The 25,371-nt window shown below is 69.7% G+C and carries 27 protein-coding genes; 7 read left to right on the forward strand and 20 right to left on the reverse strand.

Annotated elements, in window-relative coordinates:
- Positions 1-186 precede the first annotated feature (186 nt).
- The 3 genes from G6N49_RS22570 to G6N49_RS22580 are packed head-to-tail and all read left to right on the forward strand — an operon-like array spanning position 187 to position 4,113.
- Positions 187-3,138 carry an MMPL family transporter gene (locus G6N49_RS22570; RefSeq protein ID WP_083044517.1) on the forward strand — a complete coding sequence of 984 codons (2,952 nt, stop codon included), beginning with the start codon at positions 187-189 and terminating at the stop codon, positions 3,136-3,138.
- Positions 3,135-3,665, forward strand: coding sequence for an SDR family oxidoreductase (locus G6N49_RS22575; RefSeq protein WP_083044516.1), 531 nt, complete (start codon positions 3,135-3,137; stop codon positions 3,663-3,665). The genes G6N49_RS22570 and G6N49_RS22575 overlap by 4 nt, the downstream gene beginning before the upstream one ends.
- A gap of 28 nt (positions 3,666-3,693) precedes the next feature.
- Positions 3,694-4,113 carry a CoA-binding protein gene (locus G6N49_RS22580; RefSeq protein WP_011557587.1) on the forward strand — a complete coding sequence of 140 codons (420 nt, stop codon included), beginning with the start codon at positions 3,694-3,696 and terminating at the stop codon, positions 4,111-4,113.
- A 48-nt stretch (positions 4,114-4,161) separates the two neighbouring features.
- On the opposite strand, the gene G6N49_RS22585 is transcribed toward G6N49_RS22580, so the two are convergent.
- Together G6N49_RS22585 and G6N49_RS22590 are read right to left on the reverse strand one after the other, a co-directional pair.
- Complete coding sequence (locus G6N49_RS22585; RefSeq protein ID WP_083044515.1) at positions 4,162-4,851, reverse strand: hypothetical protein; 690 nt, start codon at positions 4,849-4,851, stop codon at positions 4,162-4,164.
- Positions 4,848-5,462, reverse strand: a complete 615-nt coding sequence (locus tag G6N49_RS22590) for a hypothetical protein (protein WP_083044514.1) — start codon at positions 5,460-5,462, stop codon at positions 4,848-4,850. The genes G6N49_RS22585 and G6N49_RS22590 overlap by 4 nt, the downstream gene beginning before the upstream one ends.
- Before the next feature lie 40 nt (positions 5,463-5,502).
- Here G6N49_RS22590 and G6N49_RS22595 point away from each other — a divergent pair, with 40 nt between their 5' ends.
- Positions 5,503-7,497 (forward strand): M13 family metallopeptidase, encoded by a 1,995-nt coding sequence (locus G6N49_RS22595; RefSeq protein ID WP_083044513.1) that lies wholly within the window; start codon positions 5,503-5,505, stop codon positions 7,495-7,497.
- On the opposite strand, the gene G6N49_RS22600 is transcribed toward G6N49_RS22595, so the two are convergent.
- The 10 genes from G6N49_RS22600 to G6N49_RS22645 all read right to left on the reverse strand — a co-directional run bounded on the left by G6N49_RS22600 (position 7,494) and on the right by G6N49_RS22645 (position 15,423).
- Positions 7,494-7,964, reverse strand: coding sequence for a hypothetical protein (locus G6N49_RS22600; protein ID WP_064874983.1), 471 nt, complete (start codon positions 7,962-7,964; stop codon positions 7,494-7,496). The two genes, G6N49_RS22595 and G6N49_RS22600, sit on opposite strands and share 4 nt — an antisense overlap.
- Positions 7,961-9,187, reverse strand: a complete 1,227-nt coding sequence (locus G6N49_RS22605) for a DUF58 domain-containing protein (RefSeq protein WP_011557582.1) — start codon at positions 9,185-9,187, stop codon at positions 7,961-7,963. The genes G6N49_RS22600 and G6N49_RS22605 overlap by 4 nt, the downstream gene beginning before the upstream one ends.
- Positions 9,187-10,149, reverse strand: a complete 963-nt coding sequence (locus tag G6N49_RS22610) for an AAA family ATPase (protein ID WP_064874987.1) — start codon at positions 10,147-10,149, stop codon at positions 9,187-9,189. The genes G6N49_RS22605 and G6N49_RS22610 overlap by 1 nt, the downstream gene beginning before the upstream one ends.
- 10 nt (positions 10,150-10,159) lie before the next feature.
- Positions 10,160-10,645 (reverse strand): hypothetical protein, encoded by a 486-nt coding sequence (locus G6N49_RS22615; protein WP_064874989.1) that lies wholly within the window; start codon positions 10,643-10,645, stop codon positions 10,160-10,162.
- Positions 10,642-11,604 carry a DUF4129 domain-containing protein gene (locus tag G6N49_RS22620; RefSeq protein ID WP_064874991.1) on the reverse strand — a complete coding sequence of 321 codons (963 nt, stop codon included), beginning with the start codon at positions 11,602-11,604 and terminating at the stop codon, positions 10,642-10,644. Before G6N49_RS22620 ends, G6N49_RS22615 begins: the two co-directional genes overlap by 4 nt.
- Positions 11,605-11,702: 98 nt before the next feature.
- Positions 11,703-12,689, reverse strand: a complete 987-nt coding sequence (locus tag G6N49_RS22625; protein ID WP_011557578.1) for a L,D-transpeptidase — start codon at positions 12,687-12,689, stop codon at positions 11,703-11,705.
- 76 nt (positions 12,690-12,765) lie between these two features.
- Complete coding sequence (locus tag G6N49_RS22630; RefSeq protein WP_064874993.1) at positions 12,766-13,968, reverse strand: MFS transporter; 1,203 nt, start codon at positions 13,966-13,968, stop codon at positions 12,766-12,768.
- Positions 13,969-13,975: 7 nt separating this feature from the next.
- Positions 13,976-14,488 carry a GNAT family N-acetyltransferase gene (locus tag G6N49_RS22635; RefSeq protein WP_234786902.1) on the reverse strand — a complete coding sequence of 171 codons (513 nt, stop codon included), beginning with the start codon at positions 14,486-14,488 and terminating at the stop codon, positions 13,976-13,978.
- A gap of 12 nt (positions 14,489-14,500) precedes the next feature.
- Positions 14,501-14,812 (reverse strand): copper-sensing transcriptional repressor RicR, encoded by a 312-nt coding sequence (gene ricR, locus G6N49_RS22640; protein ID WP_011557575.1) that lies wholly within the window; start codon positions 14,810-14,812, stop codon positions 14,501-14,503.
- Between the two features lie 2 nt (positions 14,813-14,814).
- On the reverse strand, positions 14,815-15,423 hold the full coding sequence (locus tag G6N49_RS22645) for a DUF305 domain-containing protein (protein ID WP_011557574.1): 609 nt from the start codon (positions 15,421-15,423) through the stop codon (positions 14,815-14,817).
- Positions 15,424-15,502: 79 nt separating this feature from the next.
- Between G6N49_RS22645 and ilvD the strand changes: the two genes are divergently transcribed.
- Positions 15,503-17,245: a dihydroxy-acid dehydratase gene (gene ilvD, locus G6N49_RS22650; protein WP_064874995.1), complete on the forward strand. Its 1,743-nt coding sequence runs from the start codon at positions 15,503-15,505 to the stop codon at positions 17,243-17,245.
- Between the two features lie 93 nt (positions 17,246-17,338).
- Here the strand turns inward: ilvD and G6N49_RS22655 are convergent, their stop codons facing one another.
- From G6N49_RS22655 to G6N49_RS22680, 6 genes are read right to left on the reverse strand one after another with little or no spacing between them, the layout of a single operon-like run.
- On the reverse strand, positions 17,339-17,737 hold the full coding sequence (locus G6N49_RS22655; RefSeq protein WP_011557572.1) for an SRPBCC family protein: 399 nt from the start codon (positions 17,735-17,737) through the stop codon (positions 17,339-17,341).
- A gap of 26 nt (positions 17,738-17,763) precedes the next feature.
- Positions 17,764-18,429 (reverse strand): O-methyltransferase, encoded by a 666-nt coding sequence (locus G6N49_RS22660; RefSeq protein WP_011557571.1) that lies wholly within the window; start codon positions 18,427-18,429, stop codon positions 17,764-17,766.
- A gap of 3 nt (positions 18,430-18,432) precedes the next feature.
- Positions 18,433-18,948, reverse strand: coding sequence for a TIGR04338 family metallohydrolase (locus tag G6N49_RS22665; RefSeq protein ID WP_011557570.1), 516 nt, complete (start codon positions 18,946-18,948; stop codon positions 18,433-18,435).
- On the reverse strand, positions 18,945-19,694 hold the full coding sequence (locus G6N49_RS22670) for a DUF2786 domain-containing protein (protein WP_064875019.1): 750 nt from the start codon (positions 19,692-19,694) through the stop codon (positions 18,945-18,947). Before G6N49_RS22670 ends, G6N49_RS22665 begins: the two co-directional genes overlap by 4 nt.
- A 10-nt stretch (positions 19,695-19,704) precedes the next feature.
- Positions 19,705-20,718 carry an alpha/beta fold hydrolase gene (locus tag G6N49_RS22675; protein ID WP_064874997.1) on the reverse strand — a complete coding sequence of 338 codons (1,014 nt, stop codon included), beginning with the start codon at positions 20,716-20,718 and terminating at the stop codon, positions 19,705-19,707.
- Positions 20,715-21,554, reverse strand: a complete 840-nt coding sequence (locus G6N49_RS22680) for an alpha/beta hydrolase (protein WP_011557567.1) — start codon at positions 21,552-21,554, stop codon at positions 20,715-20,717. The genes G6N49_RS22675 and G6N49_RS22680 overlap by 4 nt, the downstream gene beginning before the upstream one ends.
- 44 nt (positions 21,555-21,598) lie before the next feature.
- Here G6N49_RS22680 and G6N49_RS22685 point away from each other — a divergent pair, with 44 nt between their 5' ends.
- A complete protein-coding gene (locus G6N49_RS22685; protein WP_011557566.1) occupies positions 21,599-22,612 on the forward strand; it encodes a sigma-70 family RNA polymerase sigma factor in 1,014 nt (337 codons plus the stop codon).
- Positions 22,613-22,640: 28 nt separating this feature from the next.
- Here G6N49_RS22685 and G6N49_RS22690 read toward each other — a convergent pair whose 3' ends face one another.
- Positions 22,641-23,543, reverse strand: a complete 903-nt coding sequence (locus tag G6N49_RS22690; protein ID WP_083044579.1) for an endonuclease domain-containing protein — start codon at positions 23,541-23,543, stop codon at positions 22,641-22,643.
- A gap of 194 nt (positions 23,544-23,737) precedes the next feature.
- Here G6N49_RS22690 and G6N49_RS22695 point away from each other — a divergent pair, with 194 nt between their 5' ends.
- A complete protein-coding gene (locus G6N49_RS22695; RefSeq protein ID WP_011557564.1) occupies positions 23,738-24,862 on the forward strand; it encodes an NDMA-dependent alcohol dehydrogenase in 1,125 nt (374 codons plus the stop codon).
- Here the strand turns inward: G6N49_RS22695 and G6N49_RS22700 are convergent.
- Positions 24,851-25,306 (reverse strand): MarR family winged helix-turn-helix transcriptional regulator, encoded by a 456-nt coding sequence (locus tag G6N49_RS22700; protein WP_083044512.1) that lies wholly within the window; start codon positions 25,304-25,306, stop codon positions 24,851-24,853. The two genes, G6N49_RS22695 and G6N49_RS22700, sit on opposite strands and share 12 nt — an antisense overlap.
- Between the last annotated feature and the right edge of the window lie 65 nt (positions 25,307-25,371).

Genomic DNA, 25,371 nt, shown 5'->3' on the forward strand with positions numbered 1-25,371 from the left:
TCGAGGCCGCCTGTAACGCCCGCGATGCGCCGGGCGAGATCGGTATCAGAGCAGGTTAAAGGCTTGGTCACAGCTTGCTCGCAGCTGGGTTGAGGGCGCGGTACCTTACCGCACGCTGCGGTACGCTCTCGCTCAGCAGGCCGCGAAACGCCGGGAAGATCCTCAGGAGACACCATCCAGCAGTTCATGATGCGCTTGAGCGGCACCCTGCGCAGATTCCGCTGGGCGGTCTTCGGCGCCTGGGTGCTCCTGCTGGTGCCCGCGATCTATCTCGCGCTGAACCATTCGTCGAACCTGACCGGCGGTGGTTTCGAGGTCGAGGGTTCGCAGTCACTGCACGTGCAGTACGAGCTCGAGGACCACTTCCCCGATCAGGGCGCCTCCCCGCTGGCACTGGTGGCCGCACCGCGCGCCGACGCCTCCTACGACGATATGAACGCCGCCGTCGCGCACCTCGAAGAGATCGCCACCCAGGTGCCCAGCGTCAAGATCTCCCCCAATCCGCAGCAGCCGCCGCCGCAGCCCGACCGGCCCTACGTGATCACCCTGTCGCTGGACTTCAACAACACCGGCGCCACCGACGTGGCCAAGGACCTGCGCACACGGGTGGGCATCGACGGCGAGGAACCGGGTGAGTTCCGCGACGGCAAGGTCAAGATGTACGTGATCGGCCAGGGCGCGCTCGGTGCGGCGGCCTCACAGGCGATCAAGACCGACGTCGCGCAGGCCGAACAGTGGAACCTGCCGATCGTGTTGATCGTGCTGCTCGCCGTGTTCGGATCGTTCGCCGCCGCCGCGATGCCGCTGCTGCTCGGGGTGTGCACCGTCGCCGTGACGATGGGACTGGTCTATCTGCTGTCGACGATCACCACGATGTCGGTGTTCGTCGCCTCGACGGTGTCGATGTTCGGGATCGCGCTGGCCGTCGACTACTCCTTGTTCATCCTGATGCGGTTCCGGGAGGAACTGCGCGCAGGCCGCGACGCCCAGCAGGCGGCCGACGCGGCCATGGCCACCTCGGGGCTGGCGGTGCTGCTGTCGGGGATGACGGTGATCGCCTCGGTCACCGGTATCTATCTGATCAACACCCCCGTGCTGACCTCGATGGCGACCGGCGCCATCCTCGCGGTCGCGGTCGCGGTGCTCACCTCGACGACGCTCACCCCCGCGGTGCTGGCGACGTTCGGGCGGGCCGCCGCCAAACGCTCGTCGTATCTGCACTTCTCGCGCAGGCCCGACACCACTCAATCGCGGTTCTGGACGCGCTGGACCGGGTGGGTGATGCGCAGACCGTGGGTGGCGGCGACGTCGGCGGCCCTGGTCCTGCTCACCATGGCGGCGCCGGCGTTCATGATGGAACTCGGCAACAGCATGCAGCGCCAGTTCGAGCCCACCCACGAGGTGCGCGGCGGCGTCAACGCCGCCGCCGAGGCGCTGGGTCCGGGCGCCCTCGGCCCGGTCCGGGTGCTGGTGACCTTCCCCGACGGCAACGCCGCGTCCGCCGCGGCCAAGGAGCCGACGCTCGAGGCGGTGCGCGCCGAGATGTCCAAGGCGCCCAACGTCGCCACGGTCACACCCGCGGAGTTCGGCGACGACTACCGCAGCGCGCTGCTGTCGGCGGTGCTGACCGTCGACCCCGAGGACAAGGGCGCCCGCGAGACCGTCGACTGGATGCGGGCCAACCTGCCGTCGACGGCCGGGCCCAACGTCTCCGTCGACGTGGGCGGGCCGACGGCGCTGATCAAGGACTTCGACGACCGGGTGTCGGCGACGCAGCCGCTGGTGTTCGGGTTCGTCGCGCTGATCGCGTTCCTGATGCTGCTCATCTCGATCCGGTCGGTGGTGCTGGCCCTCAAGGGTGTGCTGATGACCGTGCTGTCGGTCGCCGCCGCCTACGGCAGCCTCGTCGCCGTGTTCCAGTGGGGGTGGCTCGAACCGCTGGGCTTCGAACCCATCCCGTCGCTGGACAGCACGATCCCGCCGCTGGTGCTGGCGATGACGTTCGGGCTGTCGATGGACTACGAGATCTTCCTGCTGACCCGCATCCGGGAACGCTTCCTGCAGACCGGCAACACCCGCGACGCGGTGGCCTACGGCGTGTCCACCAGCGCGCGCACCATCACCAGCGCGGCGCTGATCATGATCGCGGTGTTCATCGGCTTCGCGTTCGCCGGGATGCCGCTGGTCGCCCAGCTCGGCGTGGCGTGTGCGGTGGCGATCGCCGTCGACGCCACGATCGTGCGGTTGGTGCTGGTGCCCGCGCTGATGGCGATGTTCGACCGGTGGAACTGGTGGCTGCCGAAGTGGCTGGACCGGGTGCTGCCGTCGGTGGATTTCGAGAAGCCGCTGCCCAAGGTGCAGATCGACGATCTGGTCATCATTCCCGACGACATCTCCGCACTCGGCCCGTCGGGCGCCGACCTGCGGGGCATGGTGAAATCCGCGGCGCGGATGAAGACGCTCGCACCGCAGACCGTGACAGTGGCCGATCCGCTGGCGTTCAGCGGCTGCCAGCCGATCAAACAGCGCATGGTGGCGCGCAACGGCGGTGACCAGACGGTGAAGCTGCGCACCGGCGCGGGGTTGTGGCGCGGCGGCCGCAACGGCCACGGCGACGGTAACGGGTCGACGGTGCGGACGACGCTGCCGGTGCACCCGGTCACGCTGTGGCGCGGCCGGCTCTCGGTGGCGCTCGACGCGCTGGAGACCGCCCAGCAGACCGAGGCCGAAACCGACCGCGCGCCGGTGGAGCGGCGTACCCCGGTCGAGACCACGAACGTGCAGCTGCCGACCGGTGACCGACTGCAGATCCCGACCGGTGCCGAGACCCTGCGCCTGAAGAGCTACCTGATCATGTGCCGCAACAGCAGCCGCGACTACGCGGAGTTCGCCGAACTGGTGGAGTCGATGGAGACACAAACCGCCGCAATCGTGCTGTCCGGAATGGACCGGTATTACTGTGGGCAACAGCCGAAAAAGCAGTGGGTGGCCACCCAGTTGGTGCGCCGCCTGGCCGATCCGCAGCCGTCCGATGAGCACGACGCCGCGATCTCGGACCCGGACGCGGAGTCCGACTGGGCACTGGTGCGGCAGAGATGCCTGTCGGTGGCCGTGGCAATGCTCGAGGAGGCGAGGTGACGTTGACGAGCGACGCGCGGGGAACCCGCCGCGACGCTGCTACCGCCGCGACCCGTCCGCTCACGGCGGTGTCCCGGCGCGCGTCGATCGATGACCGGCCGGTGGAGTTCTGGTCCACCGCGGCGATCCGCGACGCCCTGGAGACCGACGATCTGACGGTCTGGCAGCGCATCGTCACCGCGATCAAGCGGGATCCGTATGGCCGCACGGCACGTCAGGTCGAGGAGGTCCTCGAGAAGGCGAAGCCCTACGGGGTGTCCAAGGCGCTGGCGGAGGTGCTGGTGCGGACCCGCGAGCAGATGGCCGCCGCCGAGCGCGCCGAGGTCGGTCACCACGTCCAGCTGCTGCTCAACCGGTCCGGGCTGGGCGCACCCGAATTCGCGTCGCGCATCGGGGTCGGGGTCGACGAGTTCCAGAGCTACATCGACGGTGAGGTCAGCCCGTCGGCGTCGCTGATGATCCGGATGGGCCGGCTGTCGGAACGCTTCGCCAAAATCCGCGCGCAGCGCGCCAACAATCCGCGTTGACGCCGCGGCGAGCGGGAATGCCTGCCTCATGACCGAATGGATCGAACCCGAGCACGACGACCTGCGGCGCATCATGCGGGAGACCCGCACGGTGGCGGTGGTGGGCGCCTCCCCGAACCCGATGCGCCCGAGCTACGGGGTGTGGGATTACCTGCGCTCGGCCAGCCACTACGAGCTCTACCTGGTCAACCCGACGGTCAGCGAGATCGACGGCACACCGGTGTATCCGTCGCTGGCCGATCTGCCCGTCGTCCCCGACATGGTCGACGTGTTCCGGCGCAGCAGCGAACTGCCCGGGGTGCTGCGCGACACCATCTCGGTCGGCGCCAAGACGCTGTGGCTGCAGCAGGGACTGTGGGACGAGCAGATCGCGCGTGACGGTGTGGCGGCGGGCCTCGAGGTCGTGATGGACCGCTGCCTCAAGGTCGACTACGCCCGCCTGCTTTAGCGATTTCGGCGTGCGCGGTCGCGTCCAGCGCGACCCAGCACGCCGAAATCACCGGGCGTGGATCGGGGTGACGTCGTCGACCATCCAGCGCCCGTCGGTCTTCGACAGCGTGACGCGCAAGGCGAGCACCGCGTTGTCGACCGGCTGACCCGGAACGCTCTGGGTGCCGCGCAGCACCACCGCCACGCTGGCGGCCTGCGGGCCGATCGCCTCCACTCCCGCCGAGACGGTGCTGGCCTGGGCGGAGACGTTCTTGCTGGTCAGCTGCTTGGCCACCCCGGCGAACTCGTCCTTGAACGCCTGGGCCCGCTCGGGCACCATCTGCGCCGCGGCGCGGTCGATGGAGGCGGTCGGGCTCTGCGGAGAGAACGTCGCGGTCGCCTCCGAGACGCTGCTGGCGATGCGCACCACCTCGGCGCTGTCGGCGGTGAACGCGCGATCGGGCACGGTCCAGCGCTGATAACCCAGCACGACGGCGGCGACCACCGCGACCGTCGCCAGACCCATCACCGCCAACCGCAGGCCGGGTCCGTCGTCGTCGGTCCCGACGGTGACGCCGTCGCGCCGCATCAGCGCGACGTTGACGATCACGCCCTGCACGATCAGCAGGCACAGCACCGAGCAGACCGACACCCACCACAGCGGCCAGCCCAGCGCCAGCCCGATGTAGAGCAGCCCGGCGATCGCCGCGACGGGCGCCAGGATGTCGAAGACCAGGACGCGCAGCCGGTTCCTCATCGGATCGGCTCCAGCCGGGAGATCATGGGTTTCCCGTCGACGTCGGAGACGTCGAGGCGCAGCGTCCAGCGCACCGTCTGTGGCTCCTTGTTGCCGACGTTGTCGCTGATCGACGTCGCGACCACCAGGACGGTGTCGGTGCGGGAGGCGAACGCGGACAGCTGCGGATCCGGTGGGGGCGCCAGCGCCGGTCCGCCGTCGGGACCGGGCACGGGGTGGTGCAGCGATTCGATGGACACCGAGTCGACCTGACCCCTGGTGCGGGTCTGCAGGCGTTGGACCAGTTGGCGGTACGGCTCGACGGCGGAGTCGAAGTCGGCGTTGAGGTCACCGATCGTGTTCTCGTGCAACCGCTGCATGCTGGCGTCGACGGTGTCCTTGTTCATGTTGACCAGCACATTGGTCCAGTCGGCGGCGGCCTGCAGCACGCGGGTCTGGTACGCGCGCTCGGCGGAGGCCTCGCGATGGCCCGACCAGATCATCACCGCCAGCACGACCGCGGCCACCGAGAGGGCGGCAAGGACAGCCGAGGCGACACCGAAGCCGGTGAACACCCGGCCGTCGGCGGATTCGGCCGCATCGGCACGCTCGTCGGTGAGCTCGTCGGGCATGGCCGTGAGGGTACCGGTGCGCTTCTGGCAACATGTTGGGGTGACGGTAGAAGCGACCATCAAATCCGGCATCGACCTCAGTTACCTCGACACCGCGGCCCGCCCGCAGGACGACCTGTTCGGCCACGTCAACGGCCGCTGGCTCGCCGAATACAAGATCCCCGCCGACCGGGCCGCCGACGGCGCCTTCCGCACCCTCTACGACCGTGCCGAAGAGCAGATCCGCGACATCATCACCGAGGCGGCCGAAGCGAACGCCGAGGACGGCACCGACGAGCAACGCATCGGCGACCTGTACGCCAGCTTCCTCGACGAGGCGACGGTGGCGCGCATCGGTGTGCAGCCGCTGCTCGACGAACTCGCGCTCGTCGACGCCGCCGACAGCCCCGACGCGCTCGCGGCGGTCCTCGGCGGGCTGCAACGCACCGGCGTCGGCGGCGGCGCCGGCGTGTACGTCGACACCGACTCCAAGAACTCGACCCGCTACCTGCTGCACTTCAGCCAGTCCGGTATCGGGCTGCCCGACGAATCGTATTTCCGCGACGAGCAGCACGCCGAGATACTCGCCGCCTACCCCGGGCACATCGCGGCGATGTTCGCGCTGGTCTACGGGGGCGATCACACGCAGACGGCCGAGCGCATCGTCGCGCTGGAGCGCAAGCTGGCCGCCGCGCACTGGGATGTGGTGAAGCGTCGCGACGCCGACCTGACCTACAACCTGCGCACGTTCGCCGATCTGTCCGCCGAGGCGCCCGGCTTCGACTGGGCCGGCTGGGTGACGGCGCTGGGCACCACGCCGGAGTCGGTGGCCGAGGTCGTGGTGCGCCAGCCCGACTACCTCACCGAGTTCGCGGCGGCCTGGTCGAGTGAACCGCTGGAGGACTGGAAGCACTGGGTGCGGTGGCGCCTCATCCACGCCCGCGCCTTCCTGCTGACCGACGAGCTGGTGGCGGAGGACTTCGCGTTCTACGGTCGCCTGCTCTCGGGCACCGAGCAGATCCGCGACCGCTGGAAGCGCGGGGTCTCCGTGGTGGAGAACCTGATGGGCGAGGCGCTCGGCAAGCTCTACGTGCAGCGGCACTTCCCGCCGAATGCCAAGGCGCGCATGGACGAACTGGTCGCCAACCTGCGCGAGGCCTACCGAGTGAGCATCAACCGGCTGGAGTGGATGACGCCGGAAACCCGCGAGAAGGCGCTGGCCAAGCTCGACAAGTTCACGCCGAAGATCGGCTACCCGGTCCGCTGGAAGGACTACTCGCAGCTAATCATCCGCCGCGACGACCTCTACGGCAACTACCGCCGCGGCTACCAGCTGGCCTCCGACCGGGAAGTCCAGAAGCTCGGCGGTCCCGTGGACCGCGACGAATGGTTCATGACGCCGCAGACGGTCAATGCGTACTACAACCCGGGGATGAACGAGATCGTCTTCCCCGCAGCGATTCTGCAGCCGCCGTTCTTCGACGCCGACGCCGACGACGCCGCCAACTACGGCGGTATCGGTGCGGTCATCGGCCACGAGATCGGCCACGGTTTCGACGATCAGGGCGCCAAGTACGACGGCGACGGCAACCTGGTCGACTGGTGGACCGACGCCGACCGCACGGAGTTCGGCGCTCGCACCAAGGCGTTGATCGAACAATACGAGCAGTACACGCCGCGGGAACTCGAGGGCCAGAACGGACACCACGACGCGCACGTCAATGGGGCGTTCACCGTCGGCGAGAACATCGGCGACCTCGGCGGGTTGTCGATCGCACTGCTGGCCTACGAGCTGTCGCTCAAGGGCGAACCGGCGCCGGTGATCGACGGGTTGACCGGTGTGCAGCGCGTGTTCTTCGGGTGGGCGCAGGTGTGGCGCACGAAATACCGTTCGGCGGAAGCGATCCGGCGCCTGGCCACCGATCCGCATTCGCCGCCGGAGTTCCGCTGCAACGGCGTCATCCGCAACCTCGACGCGTTCTATGAGGCGTTCGAGGTCGGCGCCGACGATGCGCTCTACCTGGAACCCGAACGCCGCGTCCGCATCTGGAACTAGGGATTTCGGCGTGCTGGGTCGTGCTGGGCGCGACCCAGCACGCCGAAATCACTGAAGGGCCGCAACGTCAGCACGTAGCCGACCAGCAGTGCCACCGGCGCCGCGAGCGGTAACCACGGGATGTCCACCGGCAGCGCCACCACCGCCGTCGCGGTCAGCGCGAACGCGACCGCGGCCACCATCGTCGGCGGGGTGGCGCGGGCTTCCCCGTGGCGATCGTTGTGGCGCAGCACGAGGTAGGCGGCGGCGGCCAGTCCCGCGAGCGCGGTCGACATCGGCGCACTCGGCGCGAGCACGACGGCCGACACCGTCAGCACCACCGCGACGACCGCCGCCGGCCGCCACCACACCGACACCGTCACCGCAACCAGCGCCGCCACCGCGGTCACCAGCGCCGGGCCGTCGGCACGGTATCCCACCGCGGCGACCATCAGGACGCCGAACACGCTGGGCAGCAACGCCTTCACCGCCGCGCCCCGGTGCGCCGGTGACGGGTCAGGGCCATCGCCTGGTCGAGGGTGGCGTCGGCGGGCCAGGACACCACGTCCACGCCGATCGTCCCCATGTCGCGGTACATGAACGAGCGCTGCAGCGCCCACATCCGGTCGATCAGCGGGTCCCGGTCACCGTCGAGCGGACTGCCCTCGAGGACGTCGACGGCGATCACGGTGTGCCCCCGTTTGCGCAGGTCGATCAGCGCGAGCGCGAATTCGGTCTCCAGCATCGTGGAGAACGCCACCACGATGGCGCCGGGCGGTACCGCGGCCTGTGGCGCGAGACTGCCTGTGGTGGCGTCGAAGTCGCCCGCCGCCAGCAGGACGTCGAGGATGCGGTAGAACTGCCGCTGGCCGATGTCGGCGCCGAGCCACCGGGTGCGGCGGCTGCCGAGGGTGACCAGTCCGGCCCGGTCGCCGTAGCGCAGCGCGCTCTGCACCACCTGCACGGCACCGCGGGCGATCCGCTCCGTCGCGGCGGTGGCCGGTCCGGGTGGCTGGGCATAGGTGTCGACGAGGACGACGACGTCGGCGGACCGATCGGTCAACCGCTGCGTGACGTGCAGGCTGCGCCGCCGGGCGCTGACCGACCAGTTGACCGTGCGGAGGTGGTCGCCCGGGACGTAACCGCGGATGTCGGCGTACTCGACGCCCGGGCCGATGTGGCGGGTGAGGTGGGTGCCCAGCCGGTCGAGCAGGTCCGTGCGCGGAACGCTGACCGATTGCGGTGCCGCGAGCGGGAATACGCATACGTGCGCCGCGTCGACGGACCCCGTCCCCTCGAGCAGCCCACCCCGCCCGGCCACGCGGACGTTTGCGCGCACCGGATAGCGGCCCCACCGGGCGGCCGTCAGCGTCACCGTCGCACCCGTTCCGTCGGCCGCGGTGGCGAGGTCGGCCCCGTCGAGGGTGGACGGGGTCATCGTGACGTCGCTGCCGTCGTCGGCGACGGCCCGGATGTCGACGGTGGACGGTTCGGTTTCGAAACACCGCTGCAGCGGCGTACTGGTGGACACGGAGACGCCCGGCGGCCGAGGTTGCCAGCCGACCGAGCACAACACACCGAGCATCGGCGCGACGAACGCCACCAGTTCCCACCGCAGGGTGAACAGGGCCGCCGCCAACCCGACCGCCGCACACGTCGCCAGCGCCCGCGCCAACGGCGAAGCCCGCCAATGGAGTTCGACGTCGTACATCAGGGGTTCCCGGTGCGCGGCACCGGCAGGCGGCGCAGCAGCTCCTCGACCACGTCGGCGCCCTGCACCCGTCGGACCCACATCTCCGGGCGCAGGCTGATCCGGTGCGCCAGGGCCGGGACCGCAAGGGATTTGACGTCTTCGGGGATCACGAAATCCCGCCCCGCCAGCAGCGCGCGGGCGCGGGACAGCTGGACGAGGTCGAGTTCGGCGCGTGGGCTCACCCCGACCGCGACCTGCGGGTGCTGGCGCGAAGCCGCCGCCAGCGACACCACGTACTGCAGGACGTCCTCGTGCGCCGTCACCTGTTCCACCGACTCCTGCATCGCCAGCAGCCCGTCGCCGTCGACGACCTGCTGCACCGTCGGTGCCGCCGAACCGCGGTCGAGCCGGCGCCGCAACATCGTCACCTCGTCGGGTCCGGACAGGTAGCGCAGCTCGAGGCGGATGGCGAAGCGGTCGAGCTGGGCCTCGGGCAGCGGGTAGGTGCCCTCGTATTCGATCGGGTTGTCGGTGGCCAGCACCAGGAACGGCGTGGGCAGCGGGTGGGTGACCCCGTCGATGCTGACCTGACGTTCGGCCATCGCCTCGAGCAGTGCGGCCTGTGTCTTCGGCGGTGTCCGGTTGATCTCGTCGGCGAGCAGCAGGTTGGTGAAGATCGGCCCATGCCGGAATTCGAAACGGCCGGAATGCATGTCATAGATGGTGGAGCCGAGCAGATCGGCGGGCAGCAGGTCCGGGGTGAACTGCACCCGGGTGAACTGCAGGCCGAGTGCGGCGGCGAACGACCGGGCGATCAGCGTCTTGCCCAGCCCGGGCAGGTCCTCGATGAGGATGTGGCCGCGGGCCAGCACGGCGGTCAGGATCAACGCGAGCGCGCGACGCTTACCGACGACCACCTCTCCGATCTCGTCGAGCACCGCCTCGCAGTGCGCGGTGGTCGTCGTCGCCGGCATGTTCATGGTTCCGCCGTCACACCCTCTCCAGTCTCCGCAGGATCTCGCCGAGCGCCTCGCGCCCCGGACCGGGCTCATCCGCCCCGGTGCGGGAGACGTTCTCCGGATCCACCCACTGCCACAGCTCCGGCCCGAACAGCATCTGGCCCGTCGCGTGAAAAGCTCTCGCGTCCCGCGCTTTTCGCTGACCGGTGGCCAGTTCGAACTGGCGTGCCAGCATCGGGCGCAGCCGCCGGTCCCAGTCCGCCCGGCTGGCCTCCGACCAACCGATCATGGTCTCGGTCCGATCCACCCAGCGGCGCAGTGCCGCACCGCGCTCGTCGGCGTCGGTGGCGGTCGACGCCGGTGCGACCTCACCTCTCAATGCGAAACGCGCGGCGATCAGCGCACCTGCCAGCATCACCGCGGAGACCGTCAGCACGTCGTCGCGGTCGAGTCGGACCACGGCGTAGATCTCGACGGCGACGAGCATGAGCATCGCGGCGGCGACGGCCCGGGTCACGCCGCGTCCTGCAGTTCGCGCAGCACCAGGCGCAGCACCCGCACCGCGGCGTCGCGGTGGTCCTCCCCCATGACGTGGGCGCTGAACCGGGCCTCCTCGAAGAGGTCGACGAGTTCGGTCGCGCTCTCACCGTGCAGCAGGCGCCGGTCGACGGCGCGGGCCAGCACCTCCGTCGGGGTGTCAGAGTCCTGGGGCATGGCACCGGGCGACTTTCCGAGTTCGCGCTCCATCGCCGCGTAGCACGCGATGATCGCCTCCCGCGGTTCGCGGCTGAGGTCGCCGATCTCGATCAGCCCGCGTTCGGCCGCTCGGGCCAGCGACTGCGTCCTGCTCGTGGACGGCGCATCGCCATCGCCCTCGTCATCGGTGGCGACGACCGTGGTGGGACGGCGCCGCGCGTTGCGGCCGGCCATCACTCCGATCACCGACAGCAACACGAAAAGCGCTGCGGCAGCGGCGAAGTAGCCCAGTACGGCGTTGGAGACCGGCGGCTCGGAATCCGGCGGCGGTGGTGGCGGTTCGCTGTCCGCCGCCGAGGACGAACCCGGATCCGGATCCGGCGACGGCGCGGCCGGCGGGTCGACGGACACGTCGAGCCAGCCGCTGATCCGCATCAGCGTCAGCACCACCAGCAGCCACACCAGCAGGGCGCCGACCATCACGAGCACCATCCGCCACGTGAATCGAGCGCCCTCGCCGCCGCGGAAGCGGGGCGGATCCGCCGCGGTGCCCGGGCGGGTGACGGGATGACGGGCCTGGCTGACCACCGAGACGGCGATGACCGCCATCGAAAGCCCGAGCATCACCAGGACGGCGATGAGTGATCCCGGACCGGTGTCCGTGGGTTCGTCAGCGGCGGGTTCGGCACCGGGGATTCGGCCCCGCAACGCGACACCGGCGAGCAGGATCAGCACGATCACCGTGACCGTGCGTGCTGTCGCCTTGTCGGCACCCGGCATCGGCTAACCCTCGGCAGGTCACCGGCCGCCGGTGCGACGGCCGGCCGACCTCATCCTGACACGGGCTGCCGGGCGGGCGGCGCCGAACGGGAGTCAGGTCAGAACATCTGCCAATCCGACGCACCGTCGGGCTGGTTGTAGATGCCGGTCGAGTTCTTGATCACGACGGCGTCACCGCTGCCGAAGTTGTCGAAGAACCACTGCGCGTTGGCCGGGCTGAGGTTGATGCAGCCGTGGCTGACGTTGCTCTCGCCCTGGGAGCCCACCGACCACGGCGCGCTGTGCACGAAGACCCCGCTGTTGTCGATGCGCACGGCGTCCTGGACCTTGAGCTTGTAGCCCTCACCGGACGGGTCGTCGACCGGCACGCCGTAGGTGGAGGAGTCCATCACGATGTCGGCGAATTTCTCCAGCACGTAGTAGGTGCCGTTCTTGGTGTCGTAGCCCTTCTTGCCCATCGAGACGGGGAAGGTCTTGACCAGCTCGCCGTTGCGGTGGATCTCCATCTGCAGCGACTTGTTGTCGATGGTGGCGACCAGCTGCTCGGGGACGGTGAAGCTCGACTTGGTCCCCGACGCGTCGATGTTCACCACCGTGCCCGCCGGCCAGAAGTCCTGCGGGCGCCAGCGCACCTGGGTGTCACTTGTCCAGTAGAAGCGGCCGGGCACCGGCGGATTCGACGAGATGTGGATGGCCTGCTCGGCCAGGGCCCGGTTGGCGATCGGACGCTGGAAGTCGATGTAGATCGGTTTGGCCGCGCCGGCGATCGACCCGTTGACCGGGTTGAACGTCGGCGGTGCGAACACCGGCTTGCCGACGTAGGGGGTCGGGTTCTGGCCGGCCGGGGTGCCCTCGGGAATCGGCAGCGGCTGCGCGGTGGGCGCGAACGGGTCCGCTGCGGCAGGCGCCGGGAACGCGAACGGGTTCGCCGGCGGTGGCGGCGGGGCGAACGGATCGACCGGTGCCGGCGGCGGTGGTGGCGGCGCCGGTTGGGCCAGCGCCGGCGCGGCGCTCAGCACCAGGCCTCCGAACAATCCGGCCGCGAAGATCGCGGTGGTCAGCTTCCGCATGGTCTGCTGCGGCATCCGATACCTCCAGTCACAGATCAAGGTCCAGTGTCGCACAGGACGCCGGCCGGCAACCCCCGCTCGGCGTTCGCCGTCACCGTTCCGAAACCGTCGCGGGGGCCCTGAGCAGGTCGGATCGCCGCAATACACAGGCGAGCACGACCGCGGTGACGGCCGTCGAACCCGCCAGCACCAGGCCGGCACCGGCCCGTTCGTAGAGCAGACCGCCGCCGAGCGCGCCGGCCACGATGCCGATCTGGAACGCCGCCACGTACACCCCGGAGGCCCCGTCGGGATCCTCCGGAGCCGTCCGCATGACCGCGGCCTGCAGCATCGGCGGCACCGCCGTCGACGCCGCACCCCAGGCCACGACCGCCAGGGCGCCCACGCCCAGCACGAGCAGGCCGGTGCGATGGCCGGCCGCCAGCCCGGTCAGCACGCCGAACGAAACCACCATCACCGCCAGACAGCCGACCACCGCCAGGTGCGGCCGCCGGTCCCCCGGGCGGGCCAGCGCGGCCATTCCGACCAGCCCGGCGACCCCGAAGGCGGCCAGCAGCCACGCCGACTGCGCACCGGGCACACCGACGACGTCGCGGATGACGACCACGACGAACGTGTACGCCATGAAGTGTCCGGTCACCCCGAGCAACGTCAGCGCCGCCAGCGTGACCAGCCTGGGGTTGCGGGGCCGCGGGGCCACCCGGGTGGCCACGTTCGCCGGTGACCGCATCGGCGGCAGTGCGCGCCACGCCGCGACCGTGACCGTCGCCGCGGCGGCGGTGACGACGACGACCGCCGTCCGCCATCCCCACAGCTGGCTCATCGCCGCGGTGAGCGGATTACCCACCACCAGAGCCAGACCGGTGCCGGCGTAGACCGCGGTGGTGGCGCGCGCGGCGTGATCGGCGGGTACCAGGCGCACACCGATCGGGGCGATGACCGACCACATCAACCCGTGGGTGAGCGCGCACATCACCCGGCCACCGGCGAGCACCGCGAAGTTCGGGGCGAGTGCGCAGACGGCCTGCGACGCGGTGAGGCACACCAGCGTCAGCAGCAGGGTGCGGCGCCGCGGCCAGGATGCGGTCAGACGTACGAGCGGCATCGTGGTCACCGCGGCGACCAGCGCGTACCCGGCGAGCAGGGTGCCGACGAGCGCCTCGCTGACCCGCAGGTCGGCCGCGATCGCCGGCAGCGCGCCGATCGGCAGCACCTCGGCGGTCACGTACACGAACGCGGCCGCGGCCAGCACGGTGAGCTGTCCGGCGACCCGCGGTGTCCATGCCCGGGTCAATCGACCGTCATCGCGCTCCGGCCGGCACGGCGACCTCCCAGCGCCAGAGCGGTCCGTCGTCGGAATCCTCGATCTCGGCGACCCGGATGAAGCCGAGGCGGCGCAGCACCGCGGTCGACGGGTTCTCGTGCGCCAGGGTGTGGGCGACGACGGTGGTGAGCCGGGCCGTCGCCGTCTTCGCCTTGTCGATCATCGCGCGGGCGGCCGCGGTGGCGTAGCCGCGACCGCGGAACTCCGGGGCGATCTCGTACCCGATCTCCACGACCCCGTCCTGCGGTGGTCCGACGAAACCGCCCGATCCGACCAGCACCGCACCCCCGTCGGCGAGGAAGAAGTGCATCCACCAGCCCGCCTGATGCGGATGTTCGGTGAGTTGGCCGATGGTGAACTCGATCGACTCCGGGAACTCCGGCCAGCCGTCGGGCACGGCGCATCCGAGCAGTTCACCGAAGGCCGTCCGGTCGTCGCGCAGCGCGGTCAGGTGCTCGACACTGGCGGGCAGCACGATGACGTCGGTCACCTGAGCAGTGTGTCAGGACCGCACGAGCCGCGCGATCGCCGCGCTGGCCTCGGCGAGTTTGGCGTCGGCCTGTTCACCGCCCTCGGCGACGGCCTGGGTGACGCAGTGGCCGAGGTGTTCGTCGAGCAGGCCCAGCGCGACGGACTGCAGCGCGCTGTTGACGGCGCTGATCTGGGTGAGGACGTCGATGCAGTACTTGTCGTCCTCGATCATCTTGGCGATGCCGCGGACCTGACCCTCGATGCGGCGCAGGCGTTTCGCGTAGTTCTCCTTCTGCGCCGAATAGCCGTGCACCGCAACGTCTTCGGGAGCACCTGTGGACATCGCTAACCCTCCAGCATCTGCTTCATCTGGGCGATCTCCGCCTCCTGGGCCTCGATGATGTGCTCGGCCATCGCCTTGGCGTCGGCGTTGTCGCCGTTGGCGATCTCGGCCTTGGCCATCTCCACCGCGCCCTGGTGGTGGCTGATCATCGATTCCAGCCACAGTCTGTCGAACTCCGCGCCGCGCAGCGACTCGAGACGCTTCATCGTGGCGTCGTCGACCATCCCCGGCATCGCCATGCCGTGGCCGCCGTGGTGCATCCCGGCCTCGGGGTCCTGACCCCAGCCGCGCAGCATGCCGGCGAGCTGGTCCATCTCGGGCCCCTGCGCCGCGGCGATCGCCGAGGCGATCCCCTGCAGGGCCGGGTCGCTGGAGCGGTCCCGGGCGAGGTCGACCAACTGCAGCGCCTGCTGGTGGTGCGGCATCATGTCCCTGGCGAAGGCGACGTCGTCGGCGTTGTGCGGAGCATGCGCATCACCGGCGGTTTCGCTGTGCGCATGGGAGGTGGAACCTTCGCTCTGCGGCTGTTCGGTGCTGGTGCACGCGGACAGGAACAGCGCGGTGAGCAACGCGGCGGACAGGGCAAGCGGTCGGAGGGCGCGTGACGTCATGAGACCAGCGTACTGGATACCCCAAGGGGGTATGCCGAATTGGTTTGGCCGGGTGAAACGCCAGAGGCATAATCGACAGATGCCCTCAGGAAGTTCAGGAACTCCCGCTGATGCTCTTCGCGCGAGCGACTCATCGCCGGACATCAAGCCCCGCAGCCGCGACGTCACCGACGGCCTCGAGAAGACCGCCGCCCGCGGGATGCTGCGGGCGGTCGGCATGGGCGACGACGACTGGGTCAAACCGCAGATCGGCGTGGGTTCGTCGTGGAACGAGATCACCCCGTGCAACATGTCGCTGCAACGGCTGGCGCAGTCGGTGAAGGGCGGCGTGCACTCCGCCGGCGGATTTCCGCTGGAGTTCGGCACGATCTCGGTGTCCGACGGCATCTCGATGGGCCACGAGGGCATGCACTTCTCGCTGGTCTCGCGTGAGGTGATCGCCGACAGCGTCGAGACCGTCGTGCAGGCCGAGCGTCTCGACGGCACGGTGCTGCTGGCCGGCTGCGACAAGTCGATTCCCGGCATGCTGATGGCCGCCGCCCGGCTCGACCTGGCCTCGGTCTTCCTGTACAACGGTTCGATCATGCCGGGCGTCGCGAAGCTCACCGACGGCTCCGAGCGGGAAGTCACGATCATCGACGCCTTCGAGGCGGTCGGGGCGTGCGCCCGCGGGCTGATGTCCCGCGAGGACGTCGACATCATCGAACGGGCGATCTGTCCGGGTGAGGGCGCCTGCGGCGGTATGTACACCGCCAACACCATGGCGTCGGCGGCGGAAGCGCTCGGCATGTCGTTGCCGGGCAGCGCATCTCCTGTGGCCATCGACAAGCGGCGCGACGAGTACGCGCGGAAGTCGGGTGAGGCGGTCGTCGAGATGCTGCGCCGCGGTATCACCGCCCGCGACATCCTCACCAAGGAGGCCTTCGAGAACGCGATCGCCGTCGTCATGGCGTTCGGCGGCTCCACCAACGCCGTGCTGCACCTGCTGGCCATCGCGTGGGAGGCCAACGTGAAGCTCACCCTCGAGGACTTCACCCGCGTCGGGCAGAAGGTGCCGCACCTCGCCGACGTCAAACCGTTCGGCCGTCACGTCATGAAGCACGTGGACGAGATCGGCGGTGTGCCCGTGGTGATGAAGGCGCTGCTGGACGCCGGACTGCTGCACGGGGACTGCCTCACCATCACCGGCGAGACCATGGCCGAGAACCTGGCCCACATCGAACCGCCGGACCCGGACGGCAAGGTGCTGCGGGCGATGAACAACCCGATCCATCCGACCGGCGGCATCACGATCCTGCACGGATCGTTGGCGCCCGAGGGCGCGGTCGTGAAGTCGGCGGGCTTCGACTCCGACGTGTTCGAGGGCACCGCAAGGGTTTTCGAGCGGGAGCGGGCAGCCCTGGACGCACTCGAGGACGGCACGATCACCCACGGCGACGTCGTCGTCATCCGCTACGAGGGACCCAAGGGCGGGCCCGGGATGCGCGAGATGCTCGCCATCACCGGTGCGATCAAGGGTGCCGGCCTGGGCAAGGACGTGCTGCTGATGACCGACGGCCGGTTCTCCGGCGGCACCACCGGCCTGTGCGTCGGGCATATCGCCCCCGAGGCGGTCGACGGCGGGCCCATCGCGTTCGTGCGCGACGGCGACCGGATCCGGCTCGACGTCGCCAAGGGCACGTTGGACCTCCTGGTCGACGAGGCCGAATTCGAGTCCCGCAAAGCGGGATTCGAGCCGTTGCCCCCGGTGTACACCACCGGCGTGCTGGCCAAGTACACGAAGTTGGTCGGGTCGGCGGCGGTCGGCGCGGTCTGCAGCTAGGTCGCCGCGACCGCGCCTGCGCTGCGCCGACAGTACGGTTGTTGACGCGGTTACCCGCGTAAGCAGTGCAAGAACCGTACCGTCGGCGTTGCGCTACCCGCCGCTGACCATCCGGTCGATGCGCTGCAACGCGACCGCCAGCACCGGCAGATAGGCGCCCGCCCACACGGGCGCACCCATGTACAGGCGGGTGCCGGCTTCGGTCGGTTCGACGCCGTGCGCGGTGGCGGGGATTCCGGCCACCTGCCAGGACCACCGACGGCCCGGTTCGAATTCGGTGATCGTGAACGGCAGCGGTATGCCCACCGGTGTGTAGACCTTGCCACGCTCACCGAGCCCGAGTTCGGTGCCGTCGAGCAGCTCGGCGCCGGCCACGGTCGGACCCCATTTCGGCCAGGCGTCGAGGTCGATGAGCACCGACCACACCTCCGCCGGAGAGGCGTTGACCACCCGGTCGACGGTCAGCATGCCGTTTCGGTAGCAGATCCCCATGCCGCCTGTGATACCCAGATTCGCCGTCACGTCACGACCGCGACCGCGAATCCGTCCCAGTTCTTGGCCCCGACCGTCTGGATCGCCGCGGTGCTCAGCCTCGGATGCGAACCCATCATCTCGAGCATCTCGCGCACGGCCTGGGCCTGGAGGTCGTCGGGCGCCGGGTCGTAGATCCGGCCCATGCGGGTGACGTTGTCCACGACGATCACCGTGCCCGGCCTGCCGAGTTTGATCGCCCATTCGACGTAGGCGACGTTGTTCTCCTTGTCGGCGTCGATGAACACCAGGTCGAACGGTGCGCCGTGCTGCAGCGTCGGCAGGGTGTCGAGCGCCGCGCCGACCAGCACCTCCACCTGGTCCGCGACGCCGGCGCGGGCCAGGTTCGTGCGGGCCACCTCGGCGTGGCGGGGGTCGAATTCGAGGGTGACGACGCGCCCGTCGGGCCCGACACCGCGGGCCAGGTTGATCGTGCTGTACCCGGCGAGGGTGCCGATCTCCAGCACCCGGCGCGCGTGGGTGACGCTCGCCAGCAGCAACAGCAGCCTGCCGTGCTGCGCGGACACCTCGATCTGCGGCATCCCGGCCGCCGCCGCGGACTCCCTGGCCGCGATCAACGCATCGTCCTCGGTGTGCAGCAACCGGTCGAAAAGCTGGTCGACCGCCTGCGGATTCGGCTCGCTCACGCGCACACGTTAACCCTTGCTACCGCCACCCATCCGGACCCCCTCCTTGGCGTAGACCACCCGCAGCACGTGGGCGACCTCCGGACCCATCACGGCCTCGGCGACCTCGCAGAACGTGGACACGAACGCCGGGCCGTGGGCGGGCTCCGCACGGCTGAGGTGGTGGGCGATCTCGTGCAACACCACCAGTTCCCGCAGCGCCCAGGTGGAGTGTCGTTCGGGCACCGCGATGAGCGCCCGGCCGTCGCCGACTTCGTAGTGTGCGGCGGTCGCGCCGCGACGCGGGCGGACCGTGAGCGCACCGGCGCCGGGCCAGCCGGTCCGCATCCGCGGGTGGGCCAGGACGTCGTCGACGTAGGCCTGCACCGACGCCACCGACGCGAAGCGCGCCTCGGGCGGCAGCGTCAGCTGGGTGCCGAAGAACTCGACGATCCGGTTGCCGCGTTCGGCCGCCCGATCGAACAGGGTGCGCACGAACTGCTCGGCCGCGTAGACCTTCGCGCGCTGAGTGTCCCGGCCGCTCACGTCTCCAGGGCCGTGCGGGCGCCGGCCAGTTCCTGGCTCGGTCCGAGCCGGGCCCGTCGCCCGGCGCGGTCCCCGGCGCGGCGCGCCGCAGACGAATATCCCGCCGTCGCGCTGGTCGCGCGCCAGGTCCCGCGAGCCTGGGAGGCCTGCCGGTAGAAGTCCTTGAGCTCGAGGTCCTTGTCGCGCAACGCAATTGCGGTGCCCGGGCGCGAATCTTCCGCTTCGGTCGCGGCCGCCAGCGCCTCCTCACGGGCTTCTGTGAGCCGCACCCCGATGCGTGCGCCGAACGCCAACTGGAAGTTCAGCCGCGCCGTGATTGTCGGGGTGGGCCGGTGCGCCCCCGATTCGATGTAGGCCTGCGACGCCTTGACCATCTGTGTCACCAGCGAGGCGTAGAGCGCGTGGCTGGCGTCGATGTCCTCGGCGAAACCGTAGGCGTGGACGAAGGTCGAATTGGACGCGACGTCGCACTTGACGTCGTTGGCGGCCGCGATGACCACGAACAGCTGCACGTACGTCCGCAGCCCCCGGGTCCCCGCATCACCGATCGTGATGGTGCGCTGCACCGGGGTCTGCGCCTTGGTGCGCTGATCGGAGTGCGAACGCGCCACCGCGAGGTCGATCGACGTCGCCGTGGCCAGGCGCTGCGCGGCCGCCATGAACGCCTCCGCCTCGTGCACGTTGTCGGTGCCTTCGGCCTGGCGCAACAGGGCCGCGATACGCGCCAGCATCTTGTCGTCACTCATGGCCGCCACGTTAGGGCTGCTCGCCGACAAATTCGTCCAGCGCCTTCACCACCTGTGGAGAAAGCGGCGCCTGTTGAGCGTAGTTCGCGACGTTGTCGCTCGGGTCGTCGCGGAGCACGTGGTTGACGCCGTCGAGTTCGACGACGGTCAGCTCGGTGTGCCGCAGCGCGTCCATCAACGGCCGCAGCGCATCGCACTTGGCCTGCCCGTCGGAGTTCGAACACGTCAACAGCACCGGCGTACCCGCGGGCACCTTCGCGGCCAGCGCCAGGGGATCGACCCGGTCGGCCTCGATGACGGCCTTGATGTTGCCGGGGTTGACGATGGCGCCGAGACCTTCGGGCAGCTGGGCGGGCACGGTGCCCTTGGTGCGGATCTCCTCGACCGCGGCCAGCCAGTTGGCCAGCACGGTCGGATCGGCTTCGGCGCGGACGCGCCCGGTGATGATGTCGAGATAGCGGGCGGCCAGCGGTTGCAGCAGCGCCAGTGAGTGCACCGCCGGATCGTTCGCGGCCGCCAGCGACATGGCGTGGACGGTGCCCTCGCCGAGGGCGTAGACGGAGATCCGGTCGCGCGCGGTGTCCGGTTGGTCGGCGAGGAACCGCAACGCGGCGGCTGCCCCGGCGGTGTAGACCGCGGTGCCGACGTCGGCCGGTCTGGTGGCGTACGGGCCGAGGCCGGTCCGTCCGGTGCCCACCTTGTCGTAGCGCAGGCTGGCGACGTCGCGTTCGGAGAGCAGTTCGGCGAGTTGGCGCATGTTGCCGACCGGACCCGCCACCGCGTTGTCGCCGTTGCGGTCGGTCTGACCGCTCTCGGAGATCAGCAGCGCGGCCGGGCCGGAGCCGTCACGGTGGCGGTAGGTGCCGTGGATGGTCAGGCCGTCGGCGGTGAACGTCACCTCGTCGTCGACCCAGCCCGTCTGGGCGGGTGCGGTCTCGTCCGCGGCCTTATCGTCCGAGCCGCACCCGGCGACCAGCAGCGCGGCCGCTATACACGAGGCAGCCAGTCGCACAACGGCTTTCACAGCCGCACCTCGATCCACGAGATCACGTCGTCGAGCACGGTGGCCCGCTCCGGCTCGTTGAACACCTCGTGGAACAATTCGGGGTACACCTTGAGGTGCACGTCCTGGCTCGCCACGCGATCGACGAGCCGGTGGCTGCCCTCGACCGGGATCAGCCGGTCCTTCTCACCGTGCACCACCAGCAGCGGTGCGGTCAGCGCACCCGCCCGCTGCGGCATGGTCTCGCCGACGGTGAACAGCCCGCGGGCGACACCGGCGGGCAGCTTGCCGTGATGGACGAGCGGATCGGCCTTGTAGGCGGCAACCACCTCCGGATCGCGGGACACCGCGTCGGCGTCGAGTTGTTCGACAGGCACCCCGGGTGCGATGCGGCCCAGCAGCTTCGCCACGGTGACCAGCCACGGTTTGACCGCGGACTGCGCGTAGACCGCCGGGCCAGACAGCACCATCGCCGCGTAGTCGCCGGGATGCTCGGCGCCGTAGGCGAACACCACACCGCCGCCCATGCTGTGGCCGAGGACGATGCGGGGCAGGTCGGGGTGCTCACGGGCCGCGATCCCGACGAGGGTGTGGAAGTCACCGGTGTACTCGGCGATGTCGCGCAGGTAGACCCGTTTGCCGTCGGAGCGCCCGTGGCCGCGGTGGTCGAGCGCGTAGACGATCAGCCCGGCCTCACCGAAGCGCTGTGCGACGTGGTCGTAGCGGCGGGCGTGCTCGGCGTAGCCGTGGGAGAGCACCACGACGCCGCGGGCGGGCGCGTCGGGGGTCCAGGTGTCGTAGACGATCCTCACCCCGCCGACGCCGTCGAAATGTCGCTCGCTACGGGTGCTGGCCATGGCTCGAAAGACTATCGGTCGCGGCCGGGACAACGGGGTGCCGGATGTCGGCCATCGTGCGTAAGCTCGCCAGCGTGACCGTCCTGGCTCGTACCGTCGACGACGGCCCTGACGAAGACGCATTCCTCGCCGATGCACAGAAGTATCGACGGGAACTGCTCGCGCACTGCTACCGGATGACCGGGTCACTGCACGACGCCGAAGACCTGGTGCAGGAGACGTATCTGCGGGCGTGGAAGTCCTACAAGGGTTTCCAGGGCAAGTCGTCGGTGCGCACCTGGCTCTACCGGATCGCCACGAACACCTCGCTGACCGCGCTCGACGGCCGGGCTCGCCGGCCGTTGCCCACCGGCCTCGGTGCGCCCAGTTCCGACCCGGTCGACGACATCCACGAACGCGCCGAGGTGCCGTGGCTGCAGCCGCTGCCCGACGACGCCGGCGACCCGTCGAGCATCGTGGGCTCACGGGAGTCGGTGCGGTTGGCGTTCATCGCGGCGCTGCAGCACCTCTCCCCGCGGCAGCGCGCGGTGCTGGTGTTGCGCGAGGTGCTGCAGTGGAAGGCGGCCGAGGTCGCCGACGCGCTGGGCACGTCCACCGCGGCGGTGAACAGCCTGCTGCAGCGGGCGCGGGCCCAACTCGACGCCATCGGGCCGAGCGAGGACGACGACCTGCGCCCGCCGGAGTCTCCGGAGGCCAGGGACCTGCTGACCCGCTACATCGCGGCGTTCGAGACCTACGATGTCGACAGGCTGGCCGACCTGTTCACCGCGGAGGCCGTGTGGGAGATGCCGCCGTTCGACGGGTGGTACCAGGGCCCGCACGACATCGTGCTGCTGTCGAAGACGCACTGCCCGGCCGAACGGGCGGGCGATATGCAGCTGATTCCGACCACCGCCAACGGGCAGACCGCCGCGGCGCTGTACATGCGCAATCCGGCGACCGGTCGGCACGAGGCCTTCCAGCTGCATGTCCTCGACGTCACCGCGGACGGCATATCGCACGTGGTGGCGTTCCACGCGACGACGTTCGCGCCGTTCGGGCTGGCGGACACGCTGTAGGTCGCCTCCGGCTCCGCCGAGATCAGGGTTACGCCCAGCGTTCGACCGATATGCGTGGGTCAACTCTGACCTGGGCCCAGTTCGGCCAACCGGCCGCCCGCATGGCGTCCCGCGTTCGCCGGATCGCGACGTCGCGGCGGTGACGCAGAATGTCGCGGCTCACTCGAATGATGACCCAGCCCTGGGCGGCCAGTTCCGCCTGGCGGTCGATATCGCGGGCGTGTTGGTTCGGATCGGTCCAGTGTTGCGGGCCGTCGTATTCGACGCCGACCTGGTGTTCCCGATACCCCATGTCGATCCGGCCGACGAACCTGCCGAATTGGTCGTGCACGACGATCTGGGTGTCCGGCCGTGGAAACCCGGCGGCGATCAGCATCAACCGCACCGTCGTCTCCGGCGGGGATTCCGCGCCGCCGTCCATGAGGTCGATCGCCCGGCGTGCCTGAACGATGCCCCTCGCACCGCGGTGCCGCTCGAGCAGCGGTTCGACGTCGGCACGGGTCAACAGGGTCGCGTTGGCCAGGGCATCGATGCGCTGTACCGCCGCGGTGAGGTTGCCCCGCCTGCCCAGATCAAAAGCGGTTCGCGCTGCGGTCGTCGTGGGGATGCCCAACCGCACGCAGACTTCGTCCTCGGGCAACCGGTCACGGCGGATGAGGACCCCTGAAACCGCGTCGCCGATGCGGATCAGTTCGGCGGGCTCGTTCGCCTCGATCCACTTGGAGCCGTGCAGTGCCGACGCCGACAGCCCGGCGGCGACGGCGTCGCGGCCGGACCACAGCCACGCCCCCTTCGCTCGCGTCACCGCGGTGAGTTCCTGCTCGGCGGGGAGATACACGTTGCGATACAGCGCCCGGTAGCGACGGCCCAACTGGCGGCGCGTCACCATGCCGGCGGCCAGCGCCTCGGTCCCGAGAAACGGGCCCATCATCGTTGTCGTCATGGCCATACGGTGAAGGCAGGACCCGACACCCTCCGCCGAGATCAGGGTTTTGGCACACATTGCTGTGGATAAGCGTGCCGGAACCTTATTCCGGCGCTTGGTCGACGGCATCTGGGCCATGACTGCCCAGCTCAGGCCGCACCTTCGCCACAGAACTGGAACGTGTTCTATGATCGCCAGCCATGAGGACCAAGGGTGCCCTGCTCTGGGAACTGAATGCGCCGTTCCGTGTCGACGAGATCGAGGTCGGTGACCCCGTCGATGACGAGGTGCAGATCCGCGTGCACGCCGCCGGCATGTGCCATTCCGACTACCACCTGACCACCGGGGCCACCCCGATCGGACTTCCCGCGCTCGGCGGCCACGAGGGCGCCGGTGTCGTCACCAAGGTCGGCCGCAACGTCACGGGCATCGAGGAGGGCGACCACGTCATCCTCGCGTTCATCCCCGCCTGCGGTCAGTGTCAGCCCTGCCTGAAGGGCTATCGCTCGCTGTGCGACCGCGGTGCGCTGCTGCTCGGCGGCAAGGCCATCGCCGACGGCACGTCACGGGTGCACGCCGGTAGCACCGAGGTGTCCCCGATGAATCTGCTCGGCACCTTCGCGCCCTACATGACCGTCCACAAGGACTCCGTCGTCAAGATCGACCACGACGTCCCGTTCGAGACCGCCGCGATCATGGGCTGCGCGGTCCCGACCGGGTTCGGCTCGGCCACCAACGTCGCCGAGGTGCAACCGGGCGAGACGGTGGTGATCGTCGGGGTCGGCGGCATCGGGCTGTCCGCGCTGCAGGGCGCGGTGATCGCGGGAGCCCGCAACGTCGTCGCCGTCGATCCGGTCGAGTTCAAACGTGACCAGGCGACCAAGTTCGGCGCCACCCACGTCTTCTCGTCGATGGCCGAGGCGATCGGCCCCGTCCTCGAACTGACCCACGGTTTCATGGCCGAGAAGACGATCATCGCCGTCGGCGAGATGCGCGGTGAGTACATCGAGGAGGCGATGACGCTGACGGCCAAGACCGGCACCTGCGTCGTCACCGGTATGGGGTCGATGTTCGACGCCGACGTCAAGCTCAACCTGTTCCTGTTCACGATGTTGCAGAAGACCTTGAAGGGCAACATCTTCGGCGGCGGCAGCAGCCACGTCGAGACACCCCGGCTGGTCGGACTCTACAAATCCGGGTTGCTCAAAGTCGACGAGATGGTCACCAACACCTACCGCCTCGAGGACATCAACCAGGGTTATCAGGACATGTTGGACGGCAAGAACATTCGCGGCGTCATCACCTTCGACGAATCAGACTGGTGAGTCGCGGAGGCGTTCGCGCACGGTGTCGATCACGTCGCTGAACGCCTTGCGCCGGGCCGTCGGCATCCCGTCGAAGAGCACCCGCCGCACCAGCGCCGCATGTCCGGGCGCCGCCGTGCGCAGTGCCGCGCGTCCGGCGTCGGTGAGTGCGACGGTGGCGCCGCGCCGGTCGTCTGTGGCGCCCCGCCTCGACACCAGGCCCCGCTCACGCATCCGCCGCAGTTGGTGGGACAGCCGGCTCTGCTCCCACGCCAGCGTCTCGCCGAGTTCGTACATGCGCCGCCCACCGTGCTCGGAGAGCGCCACCAGCACCTCGTAATCGGCGAGCGAGAGCCCGCAGTCGTGTTGGAGCTGCCGATTCATCGCGGCCTGCAGTTCGGCCACCATCGCGAGATAGCCCCGCCACACCTGCTGCTCCTCGTCGGACAACCACACGGAATACATGACACATCATGTGAGTTGTCGTGTCCAGATGCGCCACCTAGGCTGGCGCACGGTTTCGAGGAGAC

It is taken from the genome of Mycolicibacterium monacense, from assembly GCF_010731575.1.
GTDB lineage: Bacteria > Actinomycetota > Actinomycetes > Mycobacteriales > Mycobacteriaceae > Mycobacterium > Mycobacterium monacense.

What these genes read in the sequence shown, in the direction of transcription:
- G6N49_RS22580 (WP_011557587.1), top strand. Translation starts at nt 3,694, where the DNA reads ATGACCGAATGGATCGAACCCGAGCACGACGACCTGCGGCGCATCATG.
- G6N49_RS22685 (WP_011557566.1), top strand. Translation starts at nt 21,599, where the DNA reads ATGTCGGCCATCGTGCGTAAGCTCGCCAGCGTGACCGTCCTGGCTCGT.
- G6N49_RS22695 (WP_011557564.1), top strand. Translation starts at nt 23,738, where the DNA reads ATGAGGACCAAGGGTGCCCTGCTCTGGGAACTGAATGCGCCGTTCCGT.
- ilvD (WP_064874995.1), top strand. Translation starts at nt 15,503, where the DNA reads ATGCCCTCAGGAAGTTCAGGAACTCCCGCTGATGCTCTTCGCGCGAGC.
- G6N49_RS22670 (WP_064875019.1), bottom strand. Translation starts at nt 19,694, where the DNA reads ATGAGTGACGACAAGATGCTGGCGCGTATCGCGGCCCTGTTGCGCCAG.
- G6N49_RS22605 (WP_011557582.1), bottom strand. Translation starts at nt 9,187, where the DNA reads ATGTACGACGTCGAACTCCATTGGCGGGCTTCGCCGTTGGCGCGGGCG.
- G6N49_RS22585 (WP_083044515.1), bottom strand. Translation starts at nt 4,851, where the DNA reads ATGAGGAACCGGCTGCGCGTCCTGGTCTTCGACATCCTGGCGCCCGTC.
- G6N49_RS22570 (WP_083044517.1), top strand. Translation starts at nt 187, where the DNA reads ATGATGCGCTTGAGCGGCACCCTGCGCAGATTCCGCTGGGCGGTCTTC.
- G6N49_RS22655 (WP_011557572.1), bottom strand. Translation starts at nt 17,737, where the DNA reads ATGGGGATCTGCTACCGAAACGGCATGCTGACCGTCGACCGGGTGGTC.
- G6N49_RS22645 (WP_011557574.1), bottom strand. Translation starts at nt 15,423, where the DNA reads ATGACGTCACGCGCCCTCCGACCGCTTGCCCTGTCCGCCGCGTTGCTC.
- G6N49_RS22625 (WP_011557578.1), bottom strand. Translation starts at nt 12,689, where the DNA reads ATGCCGCAGCAGACCATGCGGAAGCTGACCACCGCGATCTTCGCGGCC.
- G6N49_RS22690 (WP_083044579.1), bottom strand. Translation starts at nt 23,543, where the DNA reads ATGATGGGCCCGTTTCTCGGGACCGAGGCGCTGGCCGCCGGCATGGTG.
- G6N49_RS22680 (WP_011557567.1), bottom strand. Translation starts at nt 21,554, where the DNA reads ATGGCCAGCACCCGTAGCGAGCGACATTTCGACGGCGTCGGCGGGGTG.
- G6N49_RS22590 (WP_083044514.1), bottom strand. Translation starts at nt 5,462, where the DNA reads ATGCCCGACGAGCTCACCGACGAGCGTGCCGATGCGGCCGAATCCGCC.
- ricR (WP_011557575.1), bottom strand. Translation starts at nt 14,812, where the DNA reads ATGTCCACAGGTGCTCCCGAAGACGTTGCGGTGCACGGCTATTCGGCG.
- G6N49_RS22610 (WP_064874987.1), bottom strand. Translation starts at nt 10,149, where the DNA reads ATGAACATGCCGGCGACGACGACCACCGCGCACTGCGAGGCGGTGCTC.
- G6N49_RS22700 (WP_083044512.1), bottom strand. Translation starts at nt 25,306, where the DNA reads ATGTATTCCGTGTGGTTGTCCGACGAGGAGCAGCAGGTGTGGCGGGGC.
- G6N49_RS22620 (WP_064874991.1), bottom strand. Translation starts at nt 11,604, where the DNA reads ATGCCGGGTGCCGACAAGGCGACAGCACGCACGGTCACGGTGATCGTG.